This window comes from Thermogladius sp. 4427co (assembly GCF_051933805.1).
GTDB lineage: Archaea > Thermoproteota > Thermoprotei_A > Sulfolobales > Desulfurococcaceae > Thermogladius.
Genome location: NZ_CP196893.1, coordinates 271,891 through 289,252, shown reverse-complemented (window position 1 = coordinate 289,252; position 17,362 = coordinate 271,891). Strand labels below are relative to the sequence as shown.

The following is a 17,362-nucleotide window of genomic DNA, read 5'->3' as shown; positions in this document are numbered from 1 at the left end:
TAATAGAATCATAATATAGAGGTGTATCAGTATGCCGAGCCACGGTTCGCTTACTAAAGCGGGTAAAGTTAGGAGTCAGACCCCTAAGATACCACCTAAAGGGAGGAAGAATAAACCGCCTAGGGTCAGGAATAGAATAGAATACACTAGGAGGGTTTTATCGCCCCAGCAGAAATCTATAAGTATGCAGGCTTAAAGACGGTTCCAGCCAAGGGTGTAACGGTTAGAAAGCGTTTTTTAGTTGTTAGATACCGGACTCTAAGCATAGATAATCATATCAAAATATTGAATGACACGTTGCAGATATATTCTTTCTTAACACATTCATAACGTAAGGGTATGCTCTACCATGATAATCTACCATGGATATACGGGTCGTTTAGCACTGCTTCTCAGGAACGCTGGTATCGAACCAGGCGATAGAATCAGGGTTGAAGGTAATGGGGAATTCTTCGAAGGAATACTTATGCCAAAATACGCTATAAGAAGCGGCGAGGATATACTAGTGCTAAAACTAGATAATGGGTATAATGTAGGTATAAAGATAAGAGAAGGATACACAGTAAAACTGCTCGCTAAGAAAGAGAAGAGCCAGGAGTCCCAGCATGTAGCTAAACCCGGCTATACACATACCGGTAAGAGGATCCCGATCCTAATGACAGGAGGTACTATCGCATCCAAGATCGATTATGAGACAGGGGCTGTCATACCTATCTTATCGACAAGCGAGCTCTTAGAATGGGCGCCAGACCTTGAGAACATAGGCTTTTTCGAAGTCAGGGAGGTAATGAGGGTATTCAGCGAGGATATTACGCCAATCGACTGGGAGAAACTAGCCTTTGAAGTATATCGTGAGATAGAGCAGGGTGCTGACGGTGTCGTTATCGCGCACGGTACTGATATGATGGCTTACTCTGCTTCAGCACTAGCATTTGCTATAAGGGAGAAGCCTGTTCCGGTAGTCTTCGTTGGCTCCCAGAGGAGTAGTGATAGACCTAGCAGCGATTCAATCCTGAATCTCAAAGGGGCTATGATAGCAGCTGCTAATGCACCATTCGCTGAATCTGTGGTAGCTATGCATGCTTCTACCTCAGACGATCTTATAGCAGTCCATAGAGGCGTCAAAGTAAGGAAGATGCATACGAGTAGGAGGGATGCTTTCCAATCAGTGAACGATAAACCTATTGCCCTAGTCGACCCCTACAAAGGGGAGGTAAAGATCGTAGGTAGGATATGGAGGGAGAGGAAAAGAGATAGGCAGCCTGTTCTAGAAGCTAGATTCGACGACCGGGTCGCTATAGTAAAAGCCTATCCTGGAATCCAATCCGAGATCATCGATTACCTCGTGGATAAGAGGTTCCATGGGATAGTTATCGAGGGAAGCGGGCTAGGACATATAGCGAATAAGGTAATAGACTCTATTCGGAGGGCTATTGAAAACGAGATACCGGTTGTCATGACAAGCCAATGCCTCTTCGGACGCGTAAATCTCAACGTCTACTCGACAGGTAGGAGATTGCTTGAAGCCGGCGTAATACCGTTAGAAGACATGCTGCCTGAAGTAGCATATGTTAAATTATCATGGGTTCTCGGCAGTAAGACTAGGAATATCAGCGAGGTTAGAAAATGGATGCTAACAAATCTGGAAGGCGAGATTAACGATAGACACTCTCTCGACCTCTTCCCTAGGTGGTATTAATGGGGTTAAGCACGGGATCAATAGACTATAAGAGGATCGGTTTAAAAGTCGGCCTCGAAATCCATGTGCAGCTTGATACAAGCAGGAAACTGTTCTGCCATTGCCCGACAAAATTGGTAGAAGAAGGTGTAGACAGTGTTTTCTACAGGGAGCTGAGGCCTTCTAGGAGTGAAATAGGGGAGGTAGACCCTGCCGCACTACTAGAGTGGAGGAAGGGTAGGAGATTCAAGTACTTGTTCTCTAATACCTCGTCGTGTCTCGTTGAGGCGGATGAGGAACCACCGCATTCCCTAAACCCTGAAGCGCTGGAAGTAGCACTAGCTGTAGCCATGGCTCTGAATATGAGGATAATCGATGAAGTGTATGTGATGAGGAAGATCGTTATAGACGGTAGTAATGTTAGCGGGTTCCAGAGGACGAGCCTTATAGCTGTCAACGGGTGGATGGATGACGAGGAGGGTAGGATCGGTATCCAGACGCTCTGCTTAGAAGAAGATGCTGCTAGGAAAATCGAGGAGAAAGAAGGAGAGGCTGTATATAAACTGGATAGACTGGGCATACCGCTGGTCGAGATCGCGACAGCACCGGATATCCATAGCCCTGAGCAAGCGAGGAGGGTGGCTTTTAAACTAGGCCAGCTCGTGAGGCTTACGGGGAAGGCTAAACGCGGTCTGGGCTCGATTAGGCAGGATGTAAATATAAGTATCGAGGGTGGTGGTAAAGTAGAGATCAAAGGAATACAGCATCTGTATCTCATACCGAAAGTAATCGAATACGAGGTTTTGAGGCAGCTCAGGCTATTAGAGCTAAGAGACGAGTTAAGGAAGAGAGGGCTTAGTAAAGAGAATATTAGGAAAGAGTACTTCGACCTTACAGACTTCTTCGCTAACACCCAGTCGAAACTCATTAGGAAAGCTCTGTCGGATAAAAATAGTAGAGCCTATGTTCTAAAGCTAGAGGGGTTCAAAGGTCTCCTGGGATTCGAATTACAGCCTGGTAGAAGGTTCGGTTCCGAACTAGCAGATTATGCCAGGGTCTGGGCTGGGGTAGGAGGTATTATACACAGCGATGAGCTACCTGGTTACGGTATCACGAGAGAAGAGGTTGAAGCAATCTACAAGACCCTGAGCCTAGACCCTGTTAGAGACGCGTTTATCATAATAGTAGACCGCGTAGAGAAGGTGGTGAAGGCTCTCGACGTAATCGTAGAGAGGATTAAAACAGCGTTCGACGGAGTACCCGAAGAGACGAGAGCTGCGAATCCCGATGGAACTTCACGGTATATGAGGCCAAGGCCTGGCAAGGCTAGGATGTATCCCGAGACAGATATCCCTCCTGTTCTAGTAAGCGATGACTTGATAAGCAGGGCTAGAAAGATCATGCCCGAGCCTCTGGATGTAAAACTAGACAGGTTGGTCAGGGATCATGGGCTGAGTAGGGAACTGGCTTTAAAGGTATTGAACGACCTTAGACTCGATCTCTACGAGAAGCTGGTTGAGAAATGGAGAGGCAGGGTAGCACCTTCTCTCATTGCTTCAACATTAACTAATACCCTGAGAATGCTCGAGAACGAAGGTGTCCCTATTGAGAATATAGATGACTACCATATCGAGGAAGTAATAGAGCTTGTAGCGAACGGGGTGGTTGCGAAAGAGGCTATACCAGACATATTGAGAGAAGCTGCTCTAAACCCGTCTATGCGTATTGTCGAGATAGTGAAAAAGCTTAATATAGCGGTGGTCAGCAGAGACCAGGTTGTAGAGATTATAGACAAAATCATTAAAGACAATATAGAGAAAATTAAAGCAAAGCCCGATAAGGCGTTTAATATAGTCATGAGCGAAGCTATGAAAATCCTCAGAGGGAAAGTCGACGGTTCTACGGTATCTGAAATAGTTAAAAAGAGGCTAGGTGAATTAATTAAATGATGCGATGAGGAATACTCCCGTCGATGAAAAATGATTGCAAGGCATTTGACCGAGCTTGTATGTATGATGAGAAAAACGTCTCGAATCTGGGAATGAGATAACACGAGCGTGCTGAAGGTAAGAAGCCGTTTAAGGTTTTTGGAATTTACTCTTATTATTATATATGGCGATGAGGATCCTTGGCCGCTAAGGATCCTGCATGACTTAAATGGTAGCCGCTGAGCCAGATGTATCGAAAATTTCGCTGGGTAGCGTTTAAATTACCCGAGGAGCTACTAGATCTAGGATTAATCTTAAGGAAGTGCTATGGCAGGTTCGAGTGGAATATCTGACAACATGAGGATAGTTGAAACCCTTTCCAATATATCTGTAGAATTGAGAAATATTAGAGAGGCTTGCAATAGATTAGGCATTCCATATCATAGGCTTGCAAGGATCATTAATCACGCTATGGAACAGGGAGTTTTATACGAGTACTATAACACTGGGCTCCACAGGATCAAGCAGGTTGAGTTCTATATTGTAACAATGTCGCAGAAAACGCTTCCAAAACTCTGTTTAAACACTTTGGGCCCTTCTATAGTCTACTATTCTTTTACTTCAAGACCACTATTCTTAGTTTACGTCTTCAACAAATCTATTGGAGAAGGGTTGGTTCTCGACGGTTTTAGGAAACGAGTTTGTAAAACGCTTCTACAGGGCACGGTCAAAAACGTCCTAGTGCCTTTGAAGAAGAACGGCTTTTTAGAACTCGTCGAATTCGATAGTCTAGTAGAAGGAAACTCGGTTATAGACCCGGTAGATGAAGCGATATTATACACTATTTTCAGACAATATAATCCAGCAACGAAAAGCCTGAAGACTAGAGAGCTGTATGAATACACCGGCTTAGGCATATCTTATCCTAGCTTCCTGAACCATTATTATAGGCATGTCCGGAACAAGCTAATTAGGAAAAGGCTGGTCTTCAAGCAGAGCGGGAGCTACGCTATTATGATTGTCTCCGGTCCAAACATTCCTGTTCTCAGAGATCTGTTAACCGAGTTATTGAATCTGAAAATCCTGACTAGCATAGACCAGGTGAACCTACTTGAATCTTCTCCGACAATAGCTGTGGTCCATGCCTGGGTTAACCCGTTCAACCTATACTCTACGCACATATACCACGAAATTTATAATTTCACAAGCTATGAAATATTTCTCGTGCAAGCATAGGGAGGAATGTATTGGCCCTGTCCTCGATGGGAATTATCCCTCCGGAAAACTATATAAGAATAGTTAAATCGGTAGCCACAAAGATCACCGGATCTACCAGTAGTCTAAGATATAGGATGCCGGGGGTGGTAGAGATAGACCCGAGCTCTTTTGATGAAATGTATGTGATAGGGGATTTACACGGCGATATCACAGCGCTCAGAAAGCTATTGGAGTTCACTGGATTAGAGAGTGAGGAGGGAGGTAGGGAGATTAAAATCGTCTTCCTAGGCGACTACGTTGATAGAGGCGGCCACCAGATCGAGACTCTTCTAACAGTACTCGATTTAAAAAACAGGTTCCCGGATAAACTAGTGCTTCTGAGAGGGAATCACGAGCCGCCTCCTTGGCTAATGCCGTACCCACACGACTTCCCATACGTTGTTAAAAGGTATTACCATAATAGTTCAAACGAGATACTTTACCTAACATATAGGTTGTTCAATAAGCTCCCTCTTGTAGCGGTACTAGAAAATGAGGCTATACTATTGCACGGGGGCCCGCCTTATAGGTCGGTTTCCTCGAATACCCTGGAGGAAGCGTTATCTATCGGGGACGTAATGTTTGACGACATAGACCTTGAGTCGATACTGTGGAGCGATCCCGGGGAAGACGAGATTATTTTCGCTGAATCGATTAGAGGTGCAGGCTTCTTATACGGTAGGAAAACGACCGAGGCGTTTCTCAAAGCTACTAACACCAAGATCCTGATTAGAGGTCATGAAGCAGTTGAAGGATTTAAACTGAATCATGGAGGAAAGGTTGTAACAGTATTTAGCGCTCCAACACCCTACGGGTTTAGCGTGGCGGGATTACTGAAAATCGCCAGGAGGGATAATATGTATGTATACGAATTATACAAAATAAGTACATACACAAACAGAATAGTAGAAGTAGAAAGATTCGAGGCTAGAACCGAATAGGATAGTTTATAAGGATTCCTTAACTATATGTTTAAAAGAACCTGAGGCGCTTAAACGTGGTAGGCCAGTCAACGCTAGACGCGTTTCTCGATATGACTGACGAGATGCTTGGCGATATTATCGAGGAAGTCATAGAGGAATACTACGAGGATAAGATAGATATAGAAGCAGAGTACGAGGATATATTGAATTACATTGTAAAGAGACTGATAAAGAAGACCCGGGGTAAGAGCGATGCCGAGAAATACCTTAAGATACTGAGGAATCTAAGGAGGAGGGCGTCTATTGCGAAACTTGTTATAAGCTACTTAGTATCCCAGTACATAGAGGAGAGGGATACTGGGAGGCTGGAGCCTACTTCGCAGAGCGAGGAAGGTGTCTAGGGGGTTTTTATACCTAGGAAAACGCGTAAGAAAGAAGCAGAGGCAAGCGAGGAGTCTGTTAAAGAAGCTAAAAGGACTAGGACGCGTAGGAAGACTATTAGGAGGAAATCTTTTGAAGCAGAAGACCTCCTCGATAAAATGTATCCATACGTATACGAAGCAGTCGGACTGTCCCAGCTTGGGCTAGATGAAGATAAGGCTAGGAAGATAGTCTTAGAGGTTTTGGATTACGTAACGCAAGGTTTATCGTCTAAACCCGATGTCGAAACCGTGTTGAGGAGGATTAAGAGGTTTAGACCCCAGGTTAACGAGCTTATTTCGGCTAAGCTACTGGAGCTCAGCGAGAAGCCATCTATTGAACAACTCGAGTTCATTGTATTAAACGGTGGACGAGCTATAATAGGGGAGATCAGCCGCTTATACAAGCTAGCAAGGGATTATGGGAGGGAGGATCTAGTTTCTTTCCTCCGTTACAACTGGGAGAAATACGGGATAAGGTCGCCTGTCCAATGCCCTAGATGCGGGTTCTACTCTGTAATGCCTGACTACTCATGCTATATCTGCGGGGCTGTTGTCTCAGAAAAATATGTAAGAGAACAGCTAGGCTTCGAAGAGAAATTCTCCGAATTCCTTAAGTTAAGTTCTATAGCCGAATTAAGGCTCTCTATAGAGAGAGGATATGTATTGTTAGGAGAAGACGGCGTGTACAACCCTTTATATAAGCCTTCGAAACCAGCGGTTTTGTTCCAAATATATCTTAAACCTTCAGAAACTGCTCGAATTATCGAGGAGATTAATAGCAGAGATCTACCGATTTAGAAGAAAATGAATTGGGGACTCATACAAGGTTCTAGGCGGGCAAATTTATCTCAATATCCCGACTCGGTATCGGTCTGTCATGGGTTATCTTAGTGTTGCAACTATCTTTTCGCAATCGTAATAACAATCGTAATAAATTGCCTTGTAGCTCTTTATACTAAAGATTTTAGGAGAGTTTGGAGAGTTTGTGGGCTAGAATGAGGCTGGTTGTTATTTAAACCCTAAACCGGAGGTTTATTTTCTCGAAAACCGATCTAATACCTCTCCTGAGAACCATGAGGTCTAGTTCAAAGTTTCTGAAACACCCTTTCTGCTCGAAGATAATCTCTCTCTTATAGAAGACTCTTAGCACAGGCGCTTTTTCAACCCCTTCGGCTAGTTCTGGATGTGATTTAATATTTATTTTACAGAAGAGTAGTCTAGAGTCAGCTCTCTTACTTAATTCTTTAACTACCTCCGAGAAGAAATTACTTAGCGAGTTATTTGGGTCGTAGTACTCTATTATCACAGGCTCGTCGTTACTTAGAGCCCTGTCAAGCTCTTCTCTCGACGTCAGCTCTATGCTCACTATAATCCCCATTTATTCTTACGCTAACTAGTCTTATAAAACAAGCAGAGTAAAGTTTATATAGAAGCAATATCATCACGTATAAACGAAACCGGTTCTGGGGGTTGCTAAATATGGCGATGTATGGTATTCCGGTCTTAATATTGAAAGAAGGCTCGCAGAGAACTGTTGGGAGAGAGGCTCTTAGAGCGAATATAATGGCTGCTAGAGCACTAGCAGAGGTATTGAAAACCAGTCTAGGACCACGCGGACTAGACAAGATGCTAGTTGATAGTTTTGGCGATGTAACTGTTACCAACGACGGTGCTACAATTGTTAAAGAGATGGAAGTTCAGCACCCTGCTGCCAAATTACTCGTAGAGGTAGCGAAAGCCCAGGATGCTGAAGTCGGCGATGGTACTACATCGGCTGTAGTACTAGCAGGTGCATTATTGAGGAAAGCCGAGGAGCTCCTCGACCAGAACATCCACCCGACTATTATAATCGAAGGATATACGAAAGCATTAAAAGAGGCTCTAAGGCTACTCGACGAGATAGCTATTAAAGTCGACCCAACTGATAGAGAAACATTGAAGAAAGTTGTCTCGACAACTATTGCAAGCAAGTATATTGGAGGCCCTCTTGTAAGCGAGAAACTAACTAATATGGCTATCGACGCAGCTCTGACAGTAGCCGAGAAGAAGCCGGATAACACATTCGAGTTCAAAGTAGACGATGTCAAGATCGAGAAGAAGAAAGGAGGGAATGTATTAGACACCCAGTTAGTATACGGTATAGTTCTTGATAAGGAGGTAGTCCACCCAGGGATGCCTAGGAGGGTTGAGAAAGCCAAGATAGCCTTATTAGACGCTGCCCTCGAAGTAGAGAAACCGGAGATAACTGCTAAAATCAATATAACAAGCCCCGAGTTAATGAATGCGTTTATTGAGGAGGAAGCAAGGATTCTCAAGGACATGGTCGAGAAGATTGCTGCAACTGGAGCTAATGTCGTTATCACACAGAAGGGTATTGACGAGGTAGCCCAGCACTATCTAGCTAAGAAAGGGATACTAGCAGTTAGGAGGGTTAAGAGGAGCGACCTCGAGAAACTCGAGAGAGCTACTGGCGGGAAGATTGTAAGTAGTGTTAGAGATTTAAAGCCAGAGGACCTAGGGTACGCTGACCTCGTAGAGGAGAGAAGGGTAGGTAACGATAAGATGGTGTTTGTAGAAGGCTGCAAGAATCCGAAGGCTGTCACGATACTTGTTAGAGGAGCTAGCGACATGGTTTTAGACGAGATAGAGAGGAGTCTGAAAGATGCTTTAAACGTATTGAGAAACGTGTTACGCGTGCCTAAGATCGTACCTGGAGGAGGGGCTGTAGAAATAGAGCTAGCTATGAGGCTAAGAGAATACGCTTCCAAGATCGGTGGTAAGGAACAGTTAGCGATCGAAGCTTTCGCATCAGCTCTAGAGGAAATACCTCTAATACTCGCTGAGACAGCCGGGCTAGACCCGTTGGAGACACTGATGAAGCTTAGGCAATTACATAGCGAGGGCAAACTAAACGCTGGTATTGACGTCATAAACGGGGTTGTGAAAGAAGATATGACAGCTGTAAACGTGGTCGAACCCGTTCTAGTGAAGAGCAGTATGATAAAGACGGCTGCCGAAGCAGCTGTAACCATCCTGAAAATAGATGATGTTATAGCCGCTAGCCCGTTAAAGAAAGAAGAGAAGGAGAAAGAGAAGAAAGAAGGCAAGAAAGAAGAAGAGGAGACCGGGTCTAAGACAAGCTTCTAGAAAGTTTTTTAAAGATTATTTCTAATTCCTCTTCTCAGCGCAGCATTTAATGTGTTTCTAGGTGTGATTATATGAGCGATAACATAGTCCAAAGAGTATACCAGGCCCGGCTTACGAGGTTTGAGCTGGCACGTATAGTTGGGGCTAGAGCCCTCCAGCTAGCGCATGGGGCGCCTCCTTTAATAGATGTTTCGAACCTACCCTATAAGGATCCTGTGGCTATTGCTATAATAGAATTATTAAAAGGACTGCTACCAATGTCTGTTAAGAGGAGAAAAAGTGATGGAAGCTTCGAACTCGTTCCAGTATCAAGACTTCTTTCAGGAGATAATAAGAGATATCTCGAATCTATTCTCGACAGCTGGGGTAAAGATAGAAGGTATTAACACTCATTCTCTAGAAGGCCTGGGCTTAGTCGTAGATATTGTGTTATCTGAGCCTGTGAGCGAAGATCTGTTCAGGACGATCTATGGGAAATCAATGGATAAAGGATTCATGGCTCTTCAGCTGATCTCCGAGAAACCTGTTATAAGACTTGTACCCGTTACTAAGAAGAGGTCTAAGTGGAAGTTACCTTTATTCATAGCGACATTCGCCACGGTTTTCGCATCAGGGTATGGATTGTCAACAGCATTCTATACCAGCCTCTACGAAGCATTAGTATGGGGTCTGGTCTATACCATAATATTTCTATCTGCCCTAGCAGTACACGAATTCGGCCATATCCTAGCGAGCAAGAGTAGGAAGGTTATCATTGATGGCCCGTTCTTTATCCCAGCCCCGCCGATACAACTGGGTTTTATAGGTACATTCGGCGCTGTAATAAACATGAGGACCCTGCCGCCTGATAGGAGGAGCCTGTCGCTAATAGGCCTCTCAGGCCCCCTCATGGGCTTTCTAGCCGGATTAGTTATAGCGCCAATTGGAATAGTACTATCGCAGCCGGTTACAGTCCAGCAAGCCCAGGCTATGGTAGCTTCCGGGCAGGCTTCACCTCTATACGGTATCCCCCTCGTATTCCAGCTACTAGAATACTTTATCGTTCCTAAGGACTACACGATCCTACTCCACCCTCTAGCATTTATAAGCTATATCGTGTTCCTTGTCACATTCTTAAACCTCATACCTATAGGGCAATTAGATGGGGGCCATGTCGTAAGGAGTTATACTTCAGGGTCTACCTACGAGTTAATAGGCTGGGCAGTGATAGGTGTTCTACTGCTCCTAGGACTTGTATCAGGAATCTACCTATGGATCGGTTTTATAGCACTAATATTTAAACTATTGTTTGGGAGATACCCTCATCCAGGGTCTGCTAACCAGAATAGTAGGAAACCCGGTCTAATATACCTAGTATTATATCTGGTTATGCTGATTTTAACATTTCCTATCCCATAAAGTATTTTGGAAAAGACTATTGTAGTCAAGTGGCAATAACCCTGGTGTCTATACTTGCTCAAGTATGTAGACATATGGTCGCTGAAAGGAAGGGTAGTCGTAATAGCGGAGAAGCCGAAGGCTGCAAGTAAGATCGCATCAGCTGTTTTACCAAGTTATAACAAGACTCTTCTATATAAGGTTCCAGTATACTTCTATAGAGGTAGAGACATAGAAATAATTATTGCAAGCGCAGCTGGGCACCTGTTCAACCTTAATACAAGGCTTAGAGGCTATCCCGTGTTCTCATACGATTGGACCCCTCTATACGAGACCGATCCTGAAGCTAAACACACATACTACTATGTTAAAGCGTTAAACGAGGTCTGTAAGAATGCAGACTACTATGTTAATGCGTGCGACTATGATATAGAAGGTTCGGTAATAGGCTTCCTCATCATAAAATTCTTTGGTAACATTGAAAAAGCTTATAGAGCAAAATTTTCTTCTCTAACCCCTGCCGAGCTGAGGGATTCGTTCAGGAAGCTGAGTAGATTGGATTTTGAAATGGTTGAAGCGGGTTTAGCAAGGCATGAACTAGACTGGCTCTGGGGGATTAATATCAGTAGGGCTCTGATGTCGGCTGTGGAAAGCGTGGTTGGTAAGAGAATTGTACTAAGCGCGGGCAGGGTTCAGACACCTACGTTAGCCTATGTAGTATCGTTGCTCCAGGAGAGAAACCTACACATACCCTACCCGGTATTCGCATTAAGTATTGTCGTGGAAAAGAACGGGTCTAGAATAACCGCTCACAGGGAGAAAGGATTACTAGATTCGAAGTCCGATGCCTTGAGAATTGCTTCGTCGATTAAGAAATCGGGTAAAGTAAAGGTATTGGAGTATATCGAGAAGAAGAAAATAATACCGCCCCCGTACCCTTTCAACCTAGGCGACTTGCAAGAGGAGGCCTATAGGATTTACGGGTTTAGCCCCTATAAGACCCAGGAACTCGCGGAGAAATTGTATCTTGAAGCCCTAATAAGCTATCCTCGTACAAACAGCCAGAAGCTGCCTCCCACGCTTGATTACAAAGGAATACTAATCAAACTCTCAAGCAACCCCTCATATGCAAACCTTGTACGCCAGTTACTCAGCGAGACAGGTGGAGTGCTTAAACCTAGAGAAGGCCCTAAGGATGACCCTGCTCACCCGGCAATATACCCGACAGGAGTTCCCCCTCCTAGGAATCTTCCGAGCGACATGTTGAAGATATATGATCTTGTGGTGAAAAGATTTCTAGCTGTTTTCAGCAGTCATGCAGAGGTTGTTGAGCAGAAGGTTTATTTCTCTACTGAAATACCAGGCGAGGTGTTTGTAGGCGAGGGCGAGTTCCTCGTTAGAAAAGGCTGGCTGAAATACTATGATTTCTATGAAATTCCTGAGAAGAAGCTTCCATTATTTAGTAGAGGAGAGTATGTTAGGGTATTAGATGTCTCGGTTAGGAAGAAATATACAAAACCTCCCGCTAAACCTACTAAAATGAGTATTCTCAGGTGGATGGAGCATGTTGAGATCGGCACGGAGTCTACTAGGGCGAGGATAATAGAAACATTGTTTGAAAGAGGCTATCTAAGAACGTCTTCGAAAGGGGTCGATATAACGGATCTAGGCTTGGGTGTAACAGAGGTGATCTCGGAATTCTTCCCGGAGCTAACTAAAGTGGATTTGACAAGGGAGTTTGAGAAAGCATTGGAAGATATTAGGTTGGGTAAGGTCAAAAGACAAGATGTAATAGATAAGGCGAAGAAGACTATTATAGAGCTTATCGCGAGATTTGAAAGGGATAAAGCAAATGTTGGCAGAGAATTAGCTATTAGGCTAAATATTCTGAAACCACCGGTATCATGCAAGATATGTTCGAGGCAGGCGTATTCTAACGGCTTATGTAAATACCATTATATGGCATACAATAAGATAATTGATGGATACAAGGAGTGGAGTAGGAGGGAAGAGGTTTCTTTCAGCGAATATATTTCACTTCTCGCTAGTCTGAAATCCTCGGGTAAATGGATTGCTGAGGTCGCGAAAGCTATACGGGAGAGAAAGCTATAGTTGCATTTACGACCCTAAGAGCTTGTGATACCAGATCGAGAGATAGCCTAAGTAGGGTATCTTAAACGTGTGTCCTGATATAGATAATACAACGCCTACCACCCTATGGTACGAGACGCCCACGGGCTCTCCATCAACTATATCGAAGTATATATAGTCTGGGATAGGGTTGTTATCGCCTTGCGTAACGTAATAATAGTTGTTTTCGATAACGTTAACCCGTATTACTCTATGGATTATCAATTTGCCTCCAGCCGAATATATTATTATGTCTCCTATCTTTATCTGGTTGGGCGGGGGCTTATAGGTAAATACGAGGTCTCCTTCTCTCAGCAAAGGATACATGCTAGTTCCTTCGACAACAGCTATCGGTGCGTTAAAACTAGAGCCGGAGACATAACTCAATCCTGTGTTTACTAGCGGGGTGACTACCATCAAGAGGATTACTAAAAGATATAGTTTCTTACCCATTTTCTTCCTCGCCAGAGAGTATCTCGTCTAGATCCAGCACTATCTCCTTAGGCTTCCTAGTCTCCTCCTGCTCAATCTTTTTACCGCCTTCGAGCTCTACGCTAGATCCTCCTACCTTGAGTTTGCTTATCGTCGCTCTCCACCTGTATCCGCAGCTATTGCATCTCACAACCCCCATAACAGTAATTGTAATCCTCCCCGCACTATCCGGTATTGGAGAGACTAACTGCCATGTTTTCTCAATTGTTATATCAGTACTACCACACTTAGGGCATGATAAGCCTCTTTTACTCATGCCTTCACCACAACAGTATTATTAGAACAATGTATAGTAGGAATGGAGTTAATAATACTGATGCTTTTTTGTCTAATAATTTTGCGATAGTATAGTGGGTTAATAAAATGATACCAGATAGTATGACTAGGTGGGACAGCATCCCCGATTTAATCAACTTTATAGCTAGTGCGGTATATAATAGTGCGGTAGGGTAAGCTAGATATATGTCTGGATTCTTGATTTTCTTATAACAGCTTATTGTAAACAACTCATATATCGCCATAGCCAGAGTTAAAGTTATTACTGTAAAGATTGTAGCTGATAACATAGGTTAAATCCCCCGGGTGTCGAGATTGCACGTTCTACAACATACCGAATACGGCGAGTCCTTCCTAATAAAGAATGTTAGAGCTAGATGGGTTCTAGATAGTAGGGGTAATCCCACGGTTCAAGTAAAAGTAATGACAGAAGGCCTAGGTGTAGGAGTAGGCTATGCTCCAAGCGGCGCTTCAACCGGTACCCATGAAGCATTAGAACTAAGGGATGGCGGGAGGGATTTCCAGGGCAAGGGTGTTAGGAATGCTGTAGATAATGTAAATAGGATATTAGCGCCTGCTCTAATCGGGATGGATTCTCGTAGACAGTACGAGATCGATATGAAGATGATCGAGATAGATGGCACTAAGAATAAAGCCCGGATCGGCGGTAACGCTATTGTGGCTACAAGCATCGCGGTAATCAAAGCAGCTGCTTCAACAATGGAAGTACCGCTATACCAGTATATAGGGGGTAAATACGCTAGCCTGCTCCCAGTACCTATGCTGAATATTATAAACGGCGGGCTCCATGCTGGTAACAAGCTTGATTTCCAAGAGTTTATGATCGTGCCAGCTGGATTCAGTAGTTTCAGCGAAGCATTGAAAGCAAGCGTGGAAATATATGGCGAGCTCAGGAAGATCCTTAAAGAGAGATATGGCCCACAAGCTATCAACGTTGGTGATGAAGGAGGGTTCGCGCCGCCCCTGGAGAAGACTAGGGATGCCCTAGACCTGTTGATAGCATCTATTAAATCGGCGGGTTACGTCCCCGGAGACCAGGTTGCTATAGCCCTCGATGTAGCGAGTTCAAGACTTTACAATCCAGATAAAAAGACGTATACTGTAGAAGGAGCAGAGTTAAACGCCGACTCTCTTATCGAGTACTATAGTAGGCTAATTAGCGATTATCCAATTGTGAGTATTGAAGACCCGTTCCATGAAGAAGATTACGAAACATTCGCTAGGTTCACAAACGAATTCGGTAATAGAGTACTGGTTGTAGGCGACGATTTATTCGTGACAAACCCGGATAGGCTTAAGAAGGGTATTAGTATGAGAGCTGCTAACGCAATATTGGTTAAGGTTAACCAGGTGGGAACAGTATCAGAGACGTTGACAGTGGTAGAGCTCGCTTCAAGCTCTGGGCTTAGAACGATTATAAGCCACAGGAGTGGGGAGACCGAGGACACCTTCATATCCGATTTCGCTGTCGGGGTGAGAGCAGGCCTTATAAAAACCGGGGCTCCCGCTAGAGGCGAGAGGACGGCTAAATACAATAGGCTCTTGGAAATAGAGGAAGAGGTAGAGAAACCGCAATACCCAGGGTTCAAGGTGTTTCCTAGGAAACCTTAGCTTAAAAAAGATTTTTACGGTAGGATTAAGCCTAGGACTATAAGCACTGATGCTGTAACAATCATTAGTTTCAGGAAGCCGCTAACGCTCATATTAGGCAGTGCTTTTATCAGCCTTACCAGCCCGATCACTAGTAGCGATAATGCTATCACTAGTATTATAGACAGCCCTATGAAGAATAATATTGCTCCCGCTCCTCCAGCCCCTGATAGCGCGTTAGCTACACCACTAAATACTTGTGATACTACGCTCAACCCCATCCGTTATCCCCTGTTCTCAATGGGCTGAGTAAGCGTTTTAAAGGGGAGGGCTCTTAACTGATCTTGGTGATGAAGGTTAAAAGCGTGGAATAAAAGAGATGTCAGGCACCAGGCTTCTGACGCTTCCTGTATTATTCTACAACTAGCTTAGTCTCACTGTTTATAACGGATCCCATTAGGATAATCGGTTAGCTGAGGGGTAAGTATGGATATTGTAGTCGACCATATAGATGAGTATCTTGGTAAACCTGTAAGCGATCCCTATGGTAGGAGGCTAGGGTTTATCATAGGTTTCTACAGCGATTCCGATGGTAGAGTTAGATCCCTAGAGGTAAACCTGGGCGATGTAGAATTCAAACAAATTGACATAGCCAGGTTCAGGTTCGAAAACGGGGAGGTTGTGCTACTCCCTGAGTGGGAGTACCAGGCTTTACAATTAGAGAACAGGATACTAAGGCTGAAGAAGAGGATGGCCGCTCTTGAAGAGCTTAATGCTAGGAAGGATCTACCCAAACACGCCTACGACACGTTCAAGAAGAGTCTAGAGGAAGAACTAGCGAAGGTCAAAGAGGATACTAAGAACGTCAAGGATCTTTTGAGGAAGAGGATGCATGAATTAGAGGATATGATCGTTGAGTTAGAAAAAGCTATGACTAGTGTGAAAATCAGCTACCTCTCTGGTGAAATACCTGAGAAAGCATATAAAGCTGCTGTAGAACAGATCAGGAAGCACTTAGATAGTTGCGAGACCGAGAAAGAGAGCGTTAAGAAACACCTTGATAAGATTGAGGCATTGGAAGCCCAGCCTGTAGAATTAGCGCCGAAAATAGTAGCACCCAGCCAGGCCCAGCCTGCAGCCCAGCCTGCTAACCAACCTCTATCTGTCATAGTAGTAGAAGGCTAGTAATATCAGGATAAGACTCTATCGTTTTTTTAAAAACCTTTCTCAAACCATGTTGCATCCGGCTGGGTGTGAAGCTTGTCGCTGTCAAGTACTTTACGGAGCGGGAGTATTTGGTCTAGACTATTCTGGAAGCTTAAGCCTAAGGACCCTACTATAAAGAATCTCTACGATGCTATTGTTATACTAGATAAGATGATAAATAGTATCGAATCGTCTAAGAAAAGCCTCAAGCTAGCTGTAGAAGAACACACCAAAAGATCTAGGTTCGCTGCTCAAGAAGGGCGATCGGATATCCAGGTGATATTCGACGAGGAGATGAAACATATCTCAAACCTCATAGGCATATTCGAGAAAATAAGCTACGATCTGCTAAGGGTGAGGTATAGGCTTGAAACCCTGACCCTTGTCGAAGAGCCTATGAAGCTAATGCCTGAGGTTATAAGAGAGCTACAAGACCTTAGGCCTGAACTCGAGAGGTATGTTCCAGAGCTCACAGCAATGTTCAACGAAGTAGAGAGGAAGGTAGCGAGTATTATGGCGGTTTCAAACTTAGAACCCCTTGCTATGACTGTCGGCTCTTTCAGGAAAACATCTGGCGAAAACAAGGATGAAATAAAACCGAGTATTCAAATATCGCTGCCTCCTCTGCCTCCCCAGGATGAGCTGGTGTCTAAAAAGGGGAAGGATGACTACTCTAAAAATGCACAGGCGGTTAGGATAGCATCATTGGAGAAATTAGATGTGCCTATTAATGTAATAGCCCAATGGCTGCTCGAAGAAATCAGGAGCAAGGGTGGGATACTAGATGTCCAGTCGTTTGTCTCCAGGTACAAGGTAAGTAAAGAGAAAGTTTACGAAGCCCTGAAAAGCCTCGAGGATAAGGGCGTTATCAAGATCAAACGGTACTAGATAATATTTTTCCCGCAGGGGACACCT

General features: G+C 44.1%; 18 protein-coding genes. 14 read left to right on the top strand and 4 right to left on the bottom strand.

From position 1 onward, the window contains the following. The first annotated feature begins 31 nt into the window (after window positions 1–31). The 7 genes from ACSU1N_RS01495 (at window position 32) to ACSU1N_RS01465 (ending at window position 7,006) form a co-directional block, all read left to right on the top strand. The gene (locus ACSU1N_RS01495; protein ID WP_440059865.1) at window positions 32–196 is read left to right on the top strand and encodes a 30S ribosomal protein S30e; all 165 of its coding nucleotides are present in this window, start codon (window positions 32–34) and stop codon (window positions 194–196) included. A gap of 153 nt (window positions 197–349) precedes the next feature. Continuing rightward, entirely contained in the window at window positions 350–1,699 is a 1,350-nt protein-coding gene (gatD, locus tag ACSU1N_RS01490; protein ID WP_440059864.1) for a Glu-tRNA(Gln) amidotransferase subunit GatD, read from the top strand. Further along, a complete protein-coding gene (gatE, locus tag ACSU1N_RS01485; protein ID WP_440059863.1) occupies window positions 1,699–3,627 on the top strand; it encodes a Glu-tRNA(Gln) amidotransferase subunit GatE in 1,929 nt (642 codons plus the stop codon). Before gatD ends, gatE begins: the two co-directional genes overlap by 1 nt. Before the next feature lie 306 nt (window positions 3,628–3,933). Beyond that, window positions 3,934–4,842: a hypothetical protein gene (locus tag ACSU1N_RS01480; RefSeq protein WP_440059862.1), complete on the top strand. Its 909-nt coding sequence runs from the start codon at window positions 3,934–3,936 to the stop codon at window positions 4,840–4,842. Between the two features lie 125 nt (window positions 4,843–4,967). Further along, a complete protein-coding gene (locus tag ACSU1N_RS01475; RefSeq protein ID WP_440059861.1) occupies window positions 4,968–5,804 on the top strand; it encodes a metallophosphoesterase family protein in 837 nt (278 codons plus the stop codon). Window positions 5,805–5,860: 56 nt separating this feature from the next. After that, window positions 5,861–6,187, top strand: a complete 327-nt coding sequence (locus tag ACSU1N_RS01470) for a hypothetical protein (RefSeq protein ID WP_440059860.1) — start codon at window positions 5,861–5,863, stop codon at window positions 6,185–6,187. 138 nt (window positions 6,188–6,325) lie between these two features. Continuing rightward, window positions 6,326–7,006 (top strand): hypothetical protein, encoded by a 681-nt coding sequence (locus ACSU1N_RS01465; protein WP_440059859.1) that lies wholly within the window; start codon window positions 6,326–6,328, stop codon window positions 7,004–7,006. A 214-nt stretch (window positions 7,007–7,220) separates the two neighbouring features. On the opposite strand, the gene ACSU1N_RS01460 is transcribed toward ACSU1N_RS01465, so the two are convergent. Next, window positions 7,221–7,574 (bottom strand): thioredoxin family protein, encoded by a 354-nt coding sequence (locus ACSU1N_RS01460; protein WP_440059858.1) that lies wholly within the window; start codon window positions 7,572–7,574, stop codon window positions 7,221–7,223. A 113-nt stretch (window positions 7,575–7,687) separates the two neighbouring features. On the opposite strand from ACSU1N_RS01460, the gene thsA reads away from it, so the two are divergent. From thsA to ACSU1N_RS01440, 4 genes are all read left to right on the top strand, one after another. After that, a complete protein-coding gene (gene thsA, locus ACSU1N_RS01455) occupies window positions 7,688–9,355 on the top strand; it encodes a thermosome subunit alpha (RefSeq protein ID WP_440059857.1) in 1,668 nt (555 codons plus the stop codon). Between the two features lie 71 nt (window positions 9,356–9,426). Continuing rightward, entirely contained in the window at window positions 9,427–9,741 is a 315-nt protein-coding gene (locus ACSU1N_RS01450; RefSeq protein ID WP_440059856.1) for a DNA-directed RNA polymerase subunit K, read from the top strand. Continuing rightward, complete coding sequence (locus ACSU1N_RS01445) at window positions 9,638–10,753, top strand: site-2 protease family protein (protein WP_440060317.1); 1,116 nt, start codon at window positions 9,638–9,640, stop codon at window positions 10,751–10,753. Before ACSU1N_RS01450 ends, ACSU1N_RS01445 begins: the two co-directional genes overlap by 104 nt. Window positions 10,754–10,807: 54 nt before the next feature. After that, a complete protein-coding gene (locus tag ACSU1N_RS01440) occupies window positions 10,808–12,844 on the top strand; it encodes a DNA topoisomerase I (protein ID WP_440059855.1) in 2,037 nt (678 codons plus the stop codon). Between the two features lie 6 nt (window positions 12,845–12,850). On the opposite strand, the gene ACSU1N_RS01435 is transcribed toward ACSU1N_RS01440, so the two are convergent. Together ACSU1N_RS01435 and ACSU1N_RS01430 are read right to left on the bottom strand one after the other, a co-directional pair. Beyond that, on the bottom strand, window positions 12,851–13,315 hold the full coding sequence (locus ACSU1N_RS01435) for a signal peptidase I (protein WP_440059854.1): 465 nt from the start codon (window positions 13,313–13,315) through the stop codon (window positions 12,851–12,853). Further along, window positions 13,308–13,610: a chromatin protein Cren7 gene (locus tag ACSU1N_RS01430; RefSeq protein WP_440059853.1), complete on the bottom strand. Its 303-nt coding sequence runs from the start codon at window positions 13,608–13,610 to the stop codon at window positions 13,308–13,310. Before ACSU1N_RS01430 ends, ACSU1N_RS01435 begins: the two co-directional genes overlap by 8 nt. Window positions 13,611–13,945: 335 nt before the next feature. Here ACSU1N_RS01430 and eno point away from each other — a divergent pair, with 335 nt between their 5' ends. Further along, complete coding sequence (gene eno, locus ACSU1N_RS01425; protein ID WP_440059852.1) at window positions 13,946–15,262, top strand: phosphopyruvate hydratase; 1,317 nt, start codon at window positions 13,946–13,948, stop codon at window positions 15,260–15,262. 14 nt (window positions 15,263–15,276) lie between these two features. Here the strand turns inward: eno and ACSU1N_RS01420 are convergent, their stop codons facing one another. After that, window positions 15,277–15,522, bottom strand: a complete 246-nt coding sequence (locus ACSU1N_RS01420; RefSeq protein ID WP_440059851.1) for a hypothetical protein — start codon at window positions 15,520–15,522, stop codon at window positions 15,277–15,279. A gap of 205 nt (window positions 15,523–15,727) precedes the next feature. Between ACSU1N_RS01420 and ACSU1N_RS01415 the strand changes: the two genes are divergently transcribed. Together ACSU1N_RS01415 and ACSU1N_RS01410 are read left to right on the top strand one after the other, a co-directional pair. Then, window positions 15,728–16,426, top strand: coding sequence for a CdvA-like protein (locus tag ACSU1N_RS01415; protein ID WP_440059850.1), 699 nt, complete (start codon window positions 15,728–15,730; stop codon window positions 16,424–16,426). 75 nt (window positions 16,427–16,501) lie between these two features. Beyond that, window positions 16,502–17,335 (top strand): hypothetical protein, encoded by an 834-nt coding sequence (locus ACSU1N_RS01410; RefSeq protein ID WP_440059849.1) that lies wholly within the window; start codon window positions 16,502–16,504, stop codon window positions 17,333–17,335. Window positions 17,336–17,362: the final 27 nt, after the last annotated feature.